The 15,496-nt window shown below is 40.5% G+C and carries 13 protein-coding genes; all 13 read left to right on the forward strand.

Annotated features, from left to right (window positions below):
* Positions 1–827 (forward strand): site-specific integrase (locus QZ375_RS11785; protein ID WP_295219435.1); only part of this gene is annotated, 827 nt, incomplete at its 5' end.
* A 577-nt stretch (positions 828–1,404) separates the two neighbouring features.
* On the forward strand, positions 1,405–2,397 hold the full coding sequence (locus QZ375_RS11790) for a site-specific integrase (RefSeq protein WP_295219437.1): 993 nt from the start codon (positions 1,405–1,407) through the stop codon (positions 2,395–2,397).
* Between the two features lie 121 nt (positions 2,398–2,518).
* Complete coding sequence (locus QZ375_RS11795; RefSeq protein ID WP_295219439.1) at positions 2,519–2,884, forward strand: hypothetical protein; 366 nt, start codon at positions 2,519–2,521, stop codon at positions 2,882–2,884.
* A 5-nt stretch (positions 2,885–2,889) separates the two neighbouring features.
* Positions 2,890–3,201: a hypothetical protein gene (locus QZ375_RS11800; RefSeq protein ID WP_295219441.1), complete on the forward strand. Its 312-nt coding sequence runs from the start codon at positions 2,890–2,892 to the stop codon at positions 3,199–3,201.
* Positions 3,202–3,204: 3 nt separating this feature from the next.
* Positions 3,205–4,224: a DUF6017 domain-containing protein gene (locus QZ375_RS11805; protein ID WP_295219443.1), complete on the forward strand. Its 1,020-nt coding sequence runs from the start codon at positions 3,205–3,207 to the stop codon at positions 4,222–4,224.
* Between the two features lie 17 nt (positions 4,225–4,241).
* Positions 4,242–4,610 carry a hypothetical protein gene (locus QZ375_RS11810; RefSeq protein WP_295219445.1) on the forward strand — a complete coding sequence of 123 codons (369 nt, stop codon included), beginning with the start codon at positions 4,242–4,244 and terminating at the stop codon, positions 4,608–4,610.
* An 11-nt stretch (positions 4,611–4,621) separates the two neighbouring features.
* Positions 4,622–5,110 carry a PcfB family protein gene (locus QZ375_RS11815; protein WP_295219447.1) on the forward strand — a complete coding sequence of 163 codons (489 nt, stop codon included), beginning with the start codon at positions 4,622–4,624 and terminating at the stop codon, positions 5,108–5,110.
* The gene (locus QZ375_RS11820) at positions 5,110–7,068 is read left to right on the forward strand and encodes a VirD4-like conjugal transfer protein, CD1115 family (RefSeq protein WP_295219449.1); all 1,959 of its coding nucleotides are present in this window, start codon (positions 5,110–5,112) and stop codon (positions 7,066–7,068) included. The genes QZ375_RS11815 and QZ375_RS11820 overlap by 1 nt, the downstream gene beginning before the upstream one ends.
* A 120-nt stretch (positions 7,069–7,188) precedes the next feature.
* Positions 7,189–7,446, forward strand: a complete 258-nt coding sequence (locus tag QZ375_RS11825; RefSeq protein WP_295219460.1) for a Maff2 family mobile element protein — start codon at positions 7,189–7,191, stop codon at positions 7,444–7,446.
* 110 nt (positions 7,447–7,556) lie between these two features.
* Complete coding sequence (locus QZ375_RS11830) at positions 7,557–8,483, forward strand: VirB6/TrbL-like conjugal transfer protein, CD1112 family (RefSeq protein WP_295219451.1); 927 nt, start codon at positions 7,557–7,559, stop codon at positions 8,481–8,483.
* 42 nt (positions 8,484–8,525) lie between these two features.
* Positions 8,526–8,966 (forward strand): PrgI family protein, encoded by a 441-nt coding sequence (locus QZ375_RS11835; RefSeq protein ID WP_295219453.1) that lies wholly within the window; start codon positions 8,526–8,528, stop codon positions 8,964–8,966.
* Positions 8,967–9,042: 76 nt separating this feature from the next.
* Positions 9,043–11,376, forward strand: a complete 2,334-nt coding sequence (locus tag QZ375_RS11840) for a VirB4-like conjugal transfer ATPase, CD1110 family (RefSeq protein WP_365729032.1) — start codon at positions 9,043–9,045, stop codon at positions 11,374–11,376.
* A gap of 30 nt (positions 11,377–11,406) precedes the next feature.
* Positions 11,407–15,333: a peptidoglycan DD-metalloendopeptidase family protein gene (locus tag QZ375_RS11845; protein WP_295219458.1), complete on the forward strand. Its 3,927-nt coding sequence runs from the start codon at positions 11,407–11,409 to the stop codon at positions 15,331–15,333.
* Positions 15,334–15,496: the final 163 nt, after the last annotated feature.

Here is a 15,496-nt window from a genome sequence, read left to right on the forward strand (position 1 = left end):
TCATTCGCAATCATATTCTTCCGGATCTCGGAACAAAGTATCTCACGGATATGACAACACATCAGCTGAATGATTTTGTCTATGAGAAACTGCAAAGCGGTCGATTATGCGGGACAGGCGGACTTTCTGCTCGATTTGTACAGGACATTATGCGAGTTTACCACAGCATAGAACAGTATGCAGTGCAGGAATATCACATTCAGGGAACGCATTTCACCATGCCAAAAGCGGAGAAAAAACAGCTGGATGTTCTGTCTTCTGAAGAGCGAAAGAAGCTGGAGCAGTATCTACTGCAGACAGGACTGACCATTGATTTGGCAATTCTGCTGTGCTTGTTCACTGGCTTGCGTGTAGGCGAATTGTGCGGCTTGCAGTGGAATGATATTGATTTTGAAAACGGAACGCTTTCTGTAAAACGAACGGTGCAGAGAGTCTATCGAAACGGCAGTTCCGAGGTACTGATCGGCTCTCCCAAAAGCAGAACTTCTGTGCGGACAATTCCGGTTCCGTCCTTCTTGTTGGCATTGCTGGAAAAGAAAAAGCGACAGAATTTTTTGTACTTGATTACTGGGAAAAGCAAACCGGCAGAACCGAGAACCATGCAGTATCGGTTTCAGAAAATCCTGAAACTCTGTGGTATCCGGAAGGTTCCATTTCATCTGCTTCGACACACTTATGCTACAGATTGTATTGCTCATGGGTTTGATGCAAAGACGCTGAGTGAATTGCTGGGACACGCTGATGCCAGTATTACTTTGAATCGATATGTGCATTCTTCTATGCAGATGAAGCAGGAATATGTAAAGCGGTTACAATTGACGGGATAATGTTTCACCGTCAAAAAATCGTATGAGAAATGCGAAAAACATTGGAAACAGCGTGGATTTTTAGGCTTGAATGGTCAATGGGCGGATTTTACGAAGAAATCTACATTTCATAGAAACAAAATGCCATGCTGAGAAGATGTGCTTTCCCAGCATGGCATTTTTCATGGCTCTAATTTTGATTTTACAACAAAAAAACGATAGCCCCAACCTACCGTTTTATTTTAGCCTATCGTTTTTTTATTGTTTCAGAAATGCAAACAGCCTGCTGGGAAAACGCTCCACAGCAGGCTGCTTTTGCTTGATAAAACCGAAAAAGGCACGCATTTTCGGCATTTTTCCAAAAAGAAAGCACTGCACAATTGTATCATTTGTGCAGTGCGGTTATGGTTGCGGGAGCCAGATTTGAACTGACGACCTTCGGGTTATGAGAATTCAGACTGTATGCTTCCAAACCATTAAGTATATATCAATGATGCCCTTTCCATGTTTTCCTTGATGATATAATTATTTGTTTCATAATAGTATAACAATGTCATTACTTTTATATGATATTATGATATTCAAGGAGGTAATAAACATGGAAGAAATAAGAAAAGATATGTTGCTAAAAGATTGGCTTGATATCTGGTACGAAACATATGCAATACCGTTTGTCAAAAAGTCAACGCAGGTGTCATACGAATGTTATATTCGTCTGCATATCAAACCCCATATAGGAGATATGCGACTCTGCGACTTAAATGCAATTGTATTGCAACAATTCTTCAATTATCAATATGAAAGAGGAAGTTGTAAAGGAACAACACTTTCACCAAAGACATTGCTGAATATGCGAATGATGATTCATGAGGCGATTGGTGAAGCAGTGAAAAACAATTTGATTGATTGCAATTATGTAGAATACGTAAAACTGCCAAAACAGCAAAAAGAAGAACGACGTGTACTTACCCATGACGAGCAAACAAGATTGCTCAATACGCTGAAAGCAAGCGACGATCCGTTTGCATTCGGCGTTTTTTTATGCCTTACAACCGGAATTCGAATTGGGGAATTATGTGGTTTGTACTGGAGTGATTTCAAAACCTCCGGTAATTTAACTACAATGAGAATTAAAAGAACTCTGAACCGTATTCCTAATTTGAAATCAGGCAAAGGAACCATTATCAATATTTCAGCACCAAAAAGTCAGGCTGCTCTCAGAGAGATTCCTCTTGAGGAAAGTATTTTACAATTTCTGGAGCAATACCGTCTGAAGCAGCTGACACTGATTGGCGCACATCATACTTATGGGGATCAGTTTGTTCTCAGCAGAATTCCAGGGCAACCAATTGAGCCGAAATTCATGCAGAATCGATTTAAGAAATTTCTGAAAGATGCATCCATTTCGGATGCAAGCTTTCATTCTCTGCGACATACATTTGCAACAAGAGCATTAGAGTGCGGTATCGATTACAAAACGCTCAGTGTACTTTTAGGACATGCAGACGTAACAACAACCATGAATCTTTATCAACATGTGCTTATCGAGCAAAAAAAAGATGCCATGAGAAAAATCATGCAGCAATTCTAAAACGAAAACCAGCAGCATATCTTGTGTGATAAATTTTAGACAATATCATCTCTCCCAAAAGCTTCATATCTTGCATTCATGCAAGGTATGAGGCTTTTCTTTTTGAGGAGGTAAAATCTCAGTGGAAATCACAAATTGGTATCAGGCAAGAAAAAAGCTGATACGTCATGAACGTCATTTATCAGAAAAAGATCAGGAACATGGAACATTTCTGCTTGGTGATGCAGAAGTAGCATCAGATGTAGATATTTGCAAGGCGGTAGAACGTAATCTGCTTTATTCAAAACTACATCATGCAATTCATCAATTAAACGAGACAGAACAGCAACTCATTACTTTCATTTATTTTCAAGAAATGTCCATTCGACAGTATGCCTTGATGGAGCATATTGCCTATGCAACAGCATGGGAACGACATAAAAAAACAATTACAAAGCTCCAAGCTGCTATGATTACTGTTGGCGAAGGAACAGAAAGTGAGGTGTAATGCAGATGGAAAAAGTAATTTCACATGGTTTTATTGCTCTAAAACCTGAAAAAATATCAGAACTATCCCTTGAGGCATATGGAGTGCTTTCTATGATGGTGAACGATCCGGGATGTGATTATGTAACATTACAAGAACTACACCATCTTTCTCCAAAGGACAGTATATCCACCATCAAATCTGCTGTTCGTGAATTGCAGGAAAAGAATTGGATTTTTGAAACTGTAGATGAAAAATATATTGTCAACAAAGAGAAAATGATTCTTTCCATGACATACATTTGTGCAAATATTTCAAGAGCAGCAAGGATGGTGTAAGAAGTGCCTATTTTAAAGAAAAAAATCACAAGTGATTTTACAGTAGTACATAACGCCTTTGTGCGTGATGAAAAGCTGGGTGCTACAGCAAGAGGTGTGCTGATCACAATGATATCCATGCCAGAAAACTGGAAATTTTCTATCAAAGGATTATCTGCCATTCTGCCAGACGGAGAACGAAAAATCGGCACTGCCCTAAAAGAACTCGAAAAGCTTGGGTATTTAATCCGTAAAAGAATTTATGTAAATGGAAAAGTGTCTGAATGGAATTACATTTTCAGCGATGAACCAATGGAACACAATGAGGATAAGTCAGATAGTGCAAATTCCAATGACAAACCAACCAAACAAAACAATACTAAACCAGACAGTACCACTTCCAATTACAGCGAATCCTCTTCACATGTAGATCAGCAAAACCTAGATCTACGTTTCGTCGATGTAGGTTTTGTTGATGTAGAAAACGTCGATGATTATCAAATAAATAATAATCAAATACTAAAAGAATCAAGTACTGTAAATATCAATCCTATCCATCCTACGCAGCCTTTCCCTAAGCCTGAATCGTCGGATAGGATAGATGCGGATGGATATACAGAAGCACTGGAAACAATATCGGAACAAGTAGACGCAGCATCCCTTTTGCAGATTACCAATCGAAAAACAGGCATGCCTATGTATGACAGTGACGCCGTACAAGAACTCGTAGAGTTAATTGCATGGGTGTATACAACACCGCAGAAAACAATGCCAATTAACGGAGTAGCTCTGTCAATTGACATTATTCGAAGCCAATTCCATAAGCTGGACAGCGAACATCTGACATATGTGCTGGACAGCTTACGGAACAATTGCGCAAAAATCAAAAACCGACGTAATTATCTGCTGACTTGTCTGTTTAATGCTCCGTCCACAATGAGTGGGTATTACCAGAATCAAGTGCAGCATAATTTGAGCATTACAGATGCCATAGAAAGCCGCAGCAGCCCAAACGTTTACGCTCAGCTTGTTGAAAAAAATTGAATTTTGGAGGAATTATCATGAACATGACCATTTTGACACAAGACGATATTTTCGTCAATTACAGCCACATTGCCAGCATTCGCTTTCTCAGTGGCATTTTGAAAGCGGACGACAAATCATCACAGATCGAAGTCTATCAGGTTGCAGCTGACATGGCTGTACCCATTCCAGACGAAGATGGGAATATGCAGCAGCAAATTGAATTGGGAATGTACCTAACCCTTGAAGAATGCCTGTCTGTTGCAGACAAGCTTACAGAATGGCTGAGCACCTCTGATAGCAGACCATATCTTTTCAAAATGCCACCAATGGAAATGTCAGAAATGCCATCTGCACCGGAAAAGTCTGTTAACTCCAAACTGGAATATCGACCAGATGAAGCGTGAGGTGAAGATACATGCCAGGAGAAACAGAAAAAGACATTCGCAGCATAATTGATTTGGTCATTCAGGGCAAAGACATCACCAAAGAACTGATACAACAGGCAATGCAGGGGTTTTTGCAGCAAGATTTTGGTTCAAATACAAAACAAGGAAAGACAAGTTTACGCAAGCTCTCAGAACAAAGCAGCGGAAAACTGGAATCCATTGAAGTATCTCAGGCAAACATCAAAGACTTTGAAGCAACAGCTGCAAAATATGATATTACATTCGCAGTAAAGCGAGACTCTGGAACAAACCCACCAACACACCATGTTTTTTTCGCTGCAAAAGATGCAGATAATTTCAAGCGTGCCTTTACAGAATACGCAGCCAACGTTTCCGAAAAGGCAAAAACACGCTATGAAATTCCCAGAGAACAAATTCAATCCCGTGCTGCTCAAATCCAAAAGGAACCTCGACAAAAAGATCGAGTTCGTGCCAGAGAGCAGCAGGAAACGAGGTGATGCAGTTGGACACCGCCAAAATCAAAAAGGGAATTCTCTTTGTGCTGCCTATGGTGCTGTTTGGATATGCTGGTGACAAAATTGGATTTGCTTGGCGAATTTCTGAAGGCACAGGCAGCGAAAAAATGATGCCATTTCTGAACAACTTGGGAACTGCATTTGCAAATCCCCTGCCCAGCCTGAATCCAATGGACTTGCTGGTAGGATTGATCGCTGGTATCGCCATCGAAATTTTCATGTATGTTAAGCGAAAAAATGCAAAAAAGTTTCGGCATGGTGAAGAATATGGTTCTGCACGTTGGGGAACGCCAAAGGATATTGAGCCATATATGGACAAGTCCAATTTTGAAAACAATGTAATTCTAACGCAGACAGAACGATTAACCATGGGAAAGCCTTCCAGTCCAAAATACGCTCGGAACAAGAATGTACTCGTTATGGGCGGCTCTGGCTCTGGTAAAACTCGTTATTTCTTGAAGCCCAATCTTATGCAGATGCATAGCAGTTACGTTGTAACTGACCCAAAAGGCACTGTCTTAGTCGAATGTGGAAAAATGCTGCGCCAGGGCAGACCCACCGGGAAAAAAGATGCGAATGGGAAAATGATCTATGAACCTTACAAGATCAAGGTTTTCAACACTGTAGATTTCAAAAAATCCATGCACTATAACCCATTTGCCTACATACGAAAGGAAACACGAGAACAGGATATTTTGAAATTTGTTGAGGTTCTGATCAAGAACACCAGCGGCAGCGGCGAACAAAAAGGCGAAGATTTCTGGACAAAAGCAGAACGTTTGCTGTATACGGCATACATCGCCATGATATATACCGTTTCACCGCCGGAGGAATGGAACTTTGCAACGCTGATTGACATGATCAATTGTTCTGAGTGCCGTGAAGATGACGAAACATTTCAAAATGCCATTGATATTCAATTCGCTATGGTGGAAAAGTGGATCAACCAACAGCTTGATGAAGAAGAAAATCTGGGGGAATTCGAAGGAATGCGTGAAATTTCTCCTACAGAAGAGCAAATTTCTATCGGCAGCTTTGCCGTAAAACAATATAAGGCATATAAACTCGCAGCCGGAAAAACAGCAAAATCCATTCTAATTTCCTGTTCTGCTCGGCTTGCGTGCTTTTCCATCAACAGTGTATTGGAGATCACTTCTTACGATGAAATGCAGCTGGATAAGATCGGCGATGAGCTGACTGCTATGTTTATCATCATTTCTGATACAGATGCCACATTCAATTTTCTGGTGGCAATGATGTATACGCAGATGTTCAATCTGCTGTGTACCAAAGCAGACAACAATCCGGACGGCAGCGGAAAGCTAAAGTATCATGTGCGCTGCTTACTGGATGAGTTTGCAAATATCGGGCAGATACCCGAATTTGAAAAACTGATAGCGACTATTCGTAGCCGTGAAATATCAGCAAGTATTATCCTACAAGCGCAATCACAATTGAAAGCGATTTACAAGGATAATGCAGATACCATTGTGGGAAACTGTGATACCACACTGTTCCTGGGAGGCAAGGAAAAATCCACTCTCAAAGAAATATCGGAGGCATTAGGTAAGGAAACCATTGATGACTTTGATACTTCCAGAACACGTGGACAATCAGAATCCTATGGTATGAACTACAAAAAACTGGGAAAGGAGTTGATGTCTCAAGATGAGTTAGCCACAATGGATGGCGGCAAATGTATCTTACAGGTTCGAGGAGTGCGTCCGTTTTTCTCGAAAAAGTTTGATATTACCAAACACAAGCGTTATTCGCTATTGATGGATGCCGACCGCAAAAACATGTTTGATATTGAAAAATATATCCGTCTTACACGGGAACGGAATGCACGCTATGCCCGAATCAAGCCGGATGAAGTCATTGATACATATCAGACAATTTCAGATAAGGAAATAACGGACGAAGAACTATTTGCGATATAACAGGAGGTAAAGGCAATGAAGAATTCAATTGCAAAAATTGCAACAAAGAGAAATACATTCCGAGCAAAAAAGGTAATTACCATGGCAGTTACAGTGCTGTGCATGTGTGCAATGCTGTCAATGACAGTATTTGCTTCTGGTTCTGTTGATACATCAGCTTTCTTGGGTAATGTTAAAACTGTACTGCAAGCAGTAGTTATTCTGATTGGTGCTGGTCTTGGTGTATGGGGCATCGTAAACCTAATTGAAGGTTATGGTAATGATAACCCAGGTGCAAAGTCGCAGGGCATGAAACAGCTGATGGCTGGCTTGGCAATGATTCTGCTTGGCGTTGTTATGATTCCGACGCTTGTCTCAATGATGAGCAATGCTATCTAACGCATAAATAAACCATTTTTATACATTTTCAAAAAGAGGGGGAAACAGAAGATTCGGGGACTGATCTCTGTCTTCCCCTTTGCTTATCAGTACTTGAAAGGAGGAATCTCATGGGTGTAGTAGCTGATTTCGTAGATGGCATAGAAAGTGCGGTAAAGGATTTTTTGAATGATGCGGTTTCTTCGACTTTATCCACCACGTTCGATCTGTTGAAGGGTGGACTGGATACCAGTAAAACGGATGGTATTGGAGGCATGTTTCAGCAATTTCTCAGCGTACATCCAGCAAATTTCACTGGCGGCGGCACAGGAACCGCCTCAACAATCTGGTCTACCATTGAAACTGTTTGCAATAATGCCATTGTACCAGTAGCCGGAATGGTATTCGCTATTGTGGTGATTAACGATCTTGTGCAAATGGTTATTTCAGGAAATAACTTTAAGGATTTTGATGATAGTATTTTTATCAAATGGATCCTGAAAGTGGTTTGCGGTGTATTGCTGATCTCAAATGTATATTACATAGCTTCTGGTTTCTTCGCCTTTGGCACTCAAGCTACTGGAGATGCCATGACAGCGTTACTCGGAACCACTACATATACTGGAAACATCACTGTATCCAATTCATATGGAATCGGAATGCTAATTGTTCTACTGCTGTTATCTCTTATTATCTTAGTCGGTGTATTTGTCATGCTGGCAGTGATTGTGGTGGTATTGGCAAGCCGAATGATAGAAATTTTCATGTATCTTGGCATTTCTCCGCTTCCAATGGCAACCATGATGAATAATGTCTGGGGCGAAGTAGGAAAAAACTGGTTTCGTGGACTTGTAGCATTGGCGTTTCAAGGGGTATTTATCATCTTTGCTCTTGGTATTTTCTCCACAATGTTTACAAATGCACTTGCAAAAATATCCAGTGGCAGCGGTGGAGATGCGATTATACAGATGGCAATGTTATTGGGATATACATTAGCATTGATTTTCACAATACTGCGCAGCGGCGCAATTTCCAAGTCCATTTTTAACGCACATTAACTTCTTCTCCAGTGGAGAAGAAGTGGAAAGGAGGAGATTCTATTGGCTCAGTATGTACCAATTCCAAAAGACTTGTCAGATATAAAGCAAAAATTTATTGCAGGATTGACAAAGCGTCAAGCAGTTTGCTTTGGAATTGGATTTGCAATCGGAATTCCAACGTTTTTTCTTGTTCGAAATTTTTTGGGATTAGGCGGCGGAATCGTTGTAGGCGGCATTCTTGCTGCGCCAGCTATATTCTGCGGATTGTATCAGAAAAACGGATTGCATCTGGAGCAGCAATTCAAAATCATGATGAATTTTTTTCGCAATCCTCGAAAACGTTTATATCAATCCGAAAATGTGTATCATCAAATTGAAAATGCAATAGAATACAATCATTTACGAACTGTTTTGCATTACAATTCATTTGATATTCCGAAAAAGAAAAGAAAGGATGAAAAAAGCCGTGCCAAAAAAGAAAACCGCTCCAACAACATCTAAAAGAAAGGCTGTACATCGGGCTGTACCAGTTCAGACAACTCTGACACGTGCAGAACGCAAAGCTGTAGAAGCACGTATGGCAAAGTTGAAAAGTGGAAAGAAAAACAGTACACAAAAAACAATTCCATATTTGGAGATGTATCAGGATGGCACATGTCAAATAACAGAAAAGACATTTTCCAAGACCATTCAGTTTTACGACATCAACTATCGTCTTGCTACGTTTGATGAGAAAAATTATATTTTCTCCAAGTATTGCGATCTGCTAAATTACTTCGACAACACTGTCAAGTTCCAACTGACATTTGAAAATCAAAACACCAACATTGAAGATATGCTGAAAATGTTGGAAATTCCTGAACAAGACGATGATTTCAATGAAATCCGCCAGGAATACTCCTCTATGCTGAAAAATCAGCTTGTTGCTGGAAGCAATGGACGCATATTAAAGAAATTTATCACCTTCACTGTAGAAGCAGCCACTTTGCGAAGTGCCCGGTTAAAGCTGGACAGCATTGCCGCAGAAATCCAGAATATGCTGCGTGCAATCGGTGTATCCAGTAAGATTCTTGACGGTAAGGAACGTTTAGACGTTCTGTACCGTTCATTGAATCCTTTTTCAGATGACCCATTTATATTTGACTGGAATTACAGAGTAAAAACTGGTGCATCTACAAAGGATTTTATTGCACCAACCAGTCTGCGATTCATTAAATCCAATTTTGAAATTGGTGAAAACGGATTTGGCTCTGTTTACTCCATCAATTTGCTTGCCGGCGAATTGTCAGATGAAATCCTATACGATTATCTTTCCAATGATGATCTGATCTGCGTCAATTTACATGTAGAACCATTCGACCAGATTGCAGCTTTGAAATTTATCAAAGGCAAGCTCTCTGACGTAGAGAAAATGAAAATTGACGAGCAGAAAAAAGCAACACAATCTGGATATGATCCCAATATCTTGCCGCCATCCATCAAGATGTATATTGGTGAACTGGAAAAGATGCTGGAAGACTTGAACAGCAAAAATGAACGCTTGTTTCATATCACTTTAACTGTTCGCTCCTATGCAGAATCCAAGAAAAAAATGAAGCTGCAACAGGATTTGCTGAAGCGTATCACCCAGAAAAACAGCTGTAAACTATTTACGTTGGACTATTTGCAGGAACAGGCACTTGGCTCTTCCCTGCCGCTGGGATATAATACGGTGCCAATCAGTCGTGTACTGACCACATCTGCAATCGCTGTTTTTGTGCCATTTACAACAATGGAACTTTTCCAAGGTGCAGATGCGTCTTATTATGGCTTGAATTCCCTATCACAGAACATGATTATGGGCAATCGAAAACTACTAAAGAATCCAAATGGCTTGATATTAGGAACACCAGGCTCCGGTAAATCCTTTAGTGTAAAACGTGAGATACTGGACTGTTTCCTAAAAACAACAGATGACATTAACATCTGCGATCCAGAAGGAGAATATTTTCCCCTTGTTGAAGCACTAAATGGACAGGTAATTAAAATTTCAAACAGTTCTCAACAGCATATCAATCCTATGGATATTGTTTGGGACAATGAAGAGGATGATGAAAATCCCATTGCTGTCAAGTCCGACTTTTTGATTTCTCTAATGGAACTAATTGTCGGCGGTAAATACGGATTGACCGCAGAAGAACGTTCTATCGTCGATCAATGCGTTCGGAATATTTACAACCGTTTTCTTGCGAACAACCCATCTAAGGAAACAATGCCTATTCTGGAAGACCTACTGCACGAATTACGAGAAAGTGGCGGAGATATTGCTTCTCGTGTGGCAAACTCTCTGGAAATGTATGTTACCGGTTCGCAGAATGTATTCAACCATCGTACCACAGTAGATTTGAATAACCGTATCATCTGCTTCGACATTAAGCAGCTTGGAAACCAGCTGCGAAAAGTAGGAATGCTGATCGTTCAAGATCAAGTCTGGAATCGTGTATCCACTAACCGAAACCGAAAGGCAACACGATACTACATTGACGAGTTCCACCTGCTTCTGAAAGAGGAACAAACTGCAAAATATTCTGTGGAAATGTGGAAACGCTTCCGCAAATGGGGCGGTATTCCAACAGGCATCACCCAAAATATCAAAGACCTGCTGCAATCTCAGGAGATCGAAAATATTTTTGATAACAGCGACTTTGTATATATGCTCAATCAAGCAGCCGGTGACAGAGACATTCTGGCAGAAAAGCTGCATATTTCTGATCAGCAGCTAAAATATGTTACCAATGCTGGGCGTGGACAAGGACTTATCTTCTTTGGAGATACAATTCTCCCCTTCGTAGACAAATTCCCGACAAACACGAAAATGTACCAGTTGATGACAACTGACCCGGCAGATCTGGCAAAGCAAAAGAATGCATAATTCCATGATGTGGTAGAGGGGGTGAAAATTGTGAGACTTCAAAAGCGAAAGCATCTTGGATTTCAAAAAAGTAAGGATTTCCAACTGCAAGAAAAAAAGCACATCCATATTCAACTGGAACGAAAAGAAGATGATTCCGGGAAACTGCATACTGAAATTCATGTCACGCAGCAGAAAAACGAGAATATTGGAACATATCATGGTATCCTTCATCGCACTGCTTCTCTGCAACACCGCATTTCAGGTGATATTCCACAGATCCTTCCAGACAGTACTGTTGTCAAGGCTACAAAAACTGCTTTTAAGATCACCGGTGCTGCTGCACTTGCCGCAGAAAATGCTGTAATACGCCGCACTGATCCGGCACATGCTGATCAGCGGCATTGGCACATGCAATTTGAGAAAACACAGGATGATGGCGGAAAACTCCACACCAAAACACATTTTGTACGTCTGGAAAACGACAATATTGGAAATACGCATGGTATATTTCATCGGACTGCTGCCTTGCGTCATCGTATTACCGGTGATATACCGCAGATTTTACCAGACAGTACAGCTGCATCCATTGTCAAAAAAACAATTAAGGTTACTGGTGCAGCTGCATTAGCAGCGGAAAACGCTGTTATGCGTCGAACACGTCCGGAATATGCTGACACTCAGCATTGGCATATGCAATTTCAGCGAATCCAGAATGAGAACGGCAAATTCCATACAAAAGCACACTTTGTACGTATGGAAAACGATAACGTCGGTAATTATCATGGCGTTTTGCATCGAGCAAATTCTCTTCGCAATCGTATCGTTGGTGATGTACCACAAATTCTACCCGACAATGCAGCTGTGTCCATTGCTAAAAAAACTGTAAAATTCACCGGTCGTGCTGCATTAGCTGCGGAAAATGCAGTCATTCGGCGCTTGGATCCAGCACATGCTGATCAGCGGCATTGGCAATTACAATTGGAACGACAACAAGATGCCAGCGGAGAATTTCATCTCAAAGCGCATTTTACACGCAAAGACATTCCTCAATTGCAAAAAACACATGGATTTCTCCATAAAACCGTTGCTTTACGACATCGCATTACTGGTGATATGCCATCTATAACCAAACGTTTGAAATCCGTACAGCCGACAACAATCCGTGGACAGATTGCAAAAGCAGCTGTGCTTGGGGCTACGATGGATGCCAAATTATTAACAAAAACTGGCGTTGGTACAGCATTGAGCGCAGAAAATGTAGCACTAACAGTTGGAAATATTACATGGCGCAAAACAAGACAAGAATTTGCGTCTAAGTATCAAATGGAAGCGGTAGACGATTCCAATCGCGGATTGCTTGCCAGCGGAAAGTTGGTAAAAGATGCAGTCATTGGATTCCAGCGTTATCAACGACAAAAAACAACGCTAAAACGAGAGCGCCAAAGACTTGTACAAAAAAAGCAACAGGTTCGACTGATTGCTGATAAAACAAATGCCCAACTACAAGCCGGTACACTCCATTTCCTACAGAAAAAGGAAGAGTTTTCTTTCAGAAAAGCGTCTTTCACTTCTGCAAAATTAGACGGCACGATAACACATATGCAGAAAACAGCATTTAAGCGCAGAAAACAATCATATCGTTTTGAAAAAAGAAAATTCAAAAAATGGAGAAAGGGCATAACGCAGATACAAAAAGCGGAAACCAAATCTATCTCGTTACAGAAAAAGATTGTCAAGAACAGCAAACCCACACCTTTACTGTTTCAACCCTTGGCATATGCCGGAACTCGTGCCAAATCAAGTGCCTGGCAAAAAGCTGCGTCTGCTGATGCGAATAATGACTTTATGCGTGCGATTGATTCCAGCATACAAGCCTCAAAAAAAATGAGCATTTATAACAGCCGGTCACAGCGTAAATATAACAAAAGCACAAAACAAGTTCGGCAAATGCAGAAAAAGCAGCAGTCCATGGAAAAAAAGTCGGGGACAGCACAAGGAAAGCTAAAACAGCAGGAGAATAAATTACAGCAAACACAGACCCGAAAGCAGCAGAAGAAAAAACAAAAGAATCACAAACGCACTGCAAATAAAAAGCTTAGCTTAAAAGAACGGTTTCGACGTGGTTTTCATAAAGGATTAGAAGATACCGCAAAAAAGCTGCTTGTGCCAGCGTTACCGCTCTTATTTGGCGGTTTGATCTTTCTGTTAATCATTCAGATTATTTTTGGTGTTTTCTCCAATTCTGGATTTATCATGAGTACTTACGCAGCAAGAGACGATGCGCTTTCCTCCGCAGAAATGTATTACACACAATTGGCTGACAACTTGAACAAAAAGGTACTGCAAGTCGGCAACTCTGCCACCTGGAAAAACGCATTACTTCAATTAGGCGTTTCAAGCACTACAGCGTCAACTTATGAAGATACCCCTACAGAATTCATTTTTGGGCAATCCAACATATTCCCCGACAGCCCAGATTATGATTTCAATCCATATCAGCTTTGGAGTTTTCTCTGTGCTTACTATTACGACTTTGATGCAGCCACAGAAGCTGAAGCAAATGGAGACGAATTTGATATTCCCTACTGGGAATACGGAGATGATACCGCTGCTATCATTCGTGAATTGTTCAATTTAGAATACACATTTGATCATCACTACGATAACACATCAAAATGGGAAGAATTGTACAGCTATACCTATGATGAATTTTTTCATTATACCACCGGAAGCGGCACAGAAAATGGATATGGTTATGTTGACTTCAAAACACTTCCGTCGGACCTAAGTGATTTCACAAATTCCAAGCGTGTATACTACAATACAAGTAATGGTGAGATTCTAAATGCAAAGAAAAATTATAAAGCAACAGGGTGGTATTTCCAAGACCAACGTTACAATGTTACCGATGTATCCGGAAAAACAATATATGCGTTTTATACTTATGATCCAAATGCTTTCCAGTATGATTTTGCATATACGGGCGGATATGGACGTTACTTAAACATTTACGAACCAAACACGAGCAATTACCGAAATGTCTGGATTCCAAGCAGTCAACAAACTGGCAATAGTTCTTTTTGTGTTACGGTAGCTCCATATGATGTTTCTTTCTGGAAATATGCAAAAAACGCTGATAACAGCAGCTTATACCCATATTTGGGATATAAAGAAACCGCTTCTGGTATCAATTTGATTTCTGGTGACTGGGATCGCCATTTTGCTTATGACAGTTGGATACTTCCCTATGCACAGACCAATGGATTTTCTGAATATGGATTTTGCGGATTCTATCAAAAATACGAATGGGTTAAAGATTGTCGTCTCTACTATACAGTACACCAAAACTGTACCTTTGAAGAAGCAATCCGGCAGATTCTGAGCAGACAGCCCAACGCTACAGAACGTTTAGAATATTATGCCTTACTATTTGGAAGTGGAAATGTTGGTTCAACCAGCAATCTGCTTGGAAATCATCAAACACTTACATCTCCAGTAGATGAAGGCATCACAGAACTTCTCAGTGGGAATTGGATTTATAATGGGTACGGATGTGATATGCAGGAATGGAATACAACGCATTGTGATATTACCCGGCATACTGGAATTGATATTATCCGAAACAGCGGCAGCAATGTTTATGCTATGCTATCCGGAAAAATTGTAGACTATGATTCAAGCAAACATACATTAACATTGGAATCAAGTCAAAAGGTTGACTTTTGGTATGACAAAGAGCGAAAAGCAAAAATCATTTACTGCAATGTAAAATTATTAAGTTCACTTCGAGAGGGAGATACAGTAGAAGCAGGAGATAAAATTGGCACCACAACATCTGATCATCGCTGCGGTAGCCAAAGCAACACAAGCGCAAGTTATGATTATCTGCACGTTGAAGTCTGGATCAAGTACTATTATCTTGAAGGAAACAGCAATTATAAAGCTGCTGACCCACTATTATTGATCGACTATTAACCATCATATATTGCAAGGAGGCATGTATATGAAAGAAAGCACAAGAAAAAGGCTGGACAAACTGTATCAGAAAGCAGAGGAGCTGGATAAGCGAATCAAACAAGATACATTAGGGACACGCTGAATAAAAGCGATAGTTGAAAAAAACCGCACCAATCATTAT

The sequence above is a fragment of the Ruminococcus sp. genome, assembly GCF_019417665.1.
Lineage (GTDB): Bacteria > Bacillota > Clostridia > Oscillospirales > Ruminococcaceae > Ruminococcus_C.

Excerpts from the sequence above, each read along its gene's own strand:
- QZ375_RS11790 (WP_295219437.1), top strand. The coding sequence starts at position 1,405 with ATGGAAGAAATAAGAAAAGATATGTTGCTAAAAGATTGGCTTGATATC.
- QZ375_RS11800 (WP_295219441.1), top strand. The coding sequence starts at position 2,890 with ATGGAAAAAGTAATTTCACATGGTTTTATTGCTCTAAAACCTGAAAAA.
- QZ375_RS11810 (WP_295219445.1), top strand. The coding sequence starts at position 4,242 with ATGAACATGACCATTTTGACACAAGACGATATTTTCGTCAATTACAGC.
- QZ375_RS11815 (WP_295219447.1), top strand. The coding sequence starts at position 4,622 with ATGCCAGGAGAAACAGAAAAAGACATTCGCAGCATAATTGATTTGGTC.
- QZ375_RS11820 (WP_295219449.1), top strand. The coding sequence starts at position 5,110 with ATGCAGTTGGACACCGCCAAAATCAAAAAGGGAATTCTCTTTGTGCTG.
- QZ375_RS11825 (WP_295219460.1), top strand. The coding sequence starts at position 7,189 with ATGACAGTATTTGCTTCTGGTTCTGTTGATACATCAGCTTTCTTGGGT.
- QZ375_RS11830 (WP_295219451.1), top strand. The coding sequence starts at position 7,557 with ATGGGTGTAGTAGCTGATTTCGTAGATGGCATAGAAAGTGCGGTAAAG.
- QZ375_RS11840 (WP_365729032.1), top strand. The coding sequence starts at position 9,043 with ATGGCAAAGTTGAAAAGTGGAAAGAAAAACAGTACACAAAAAACAATT.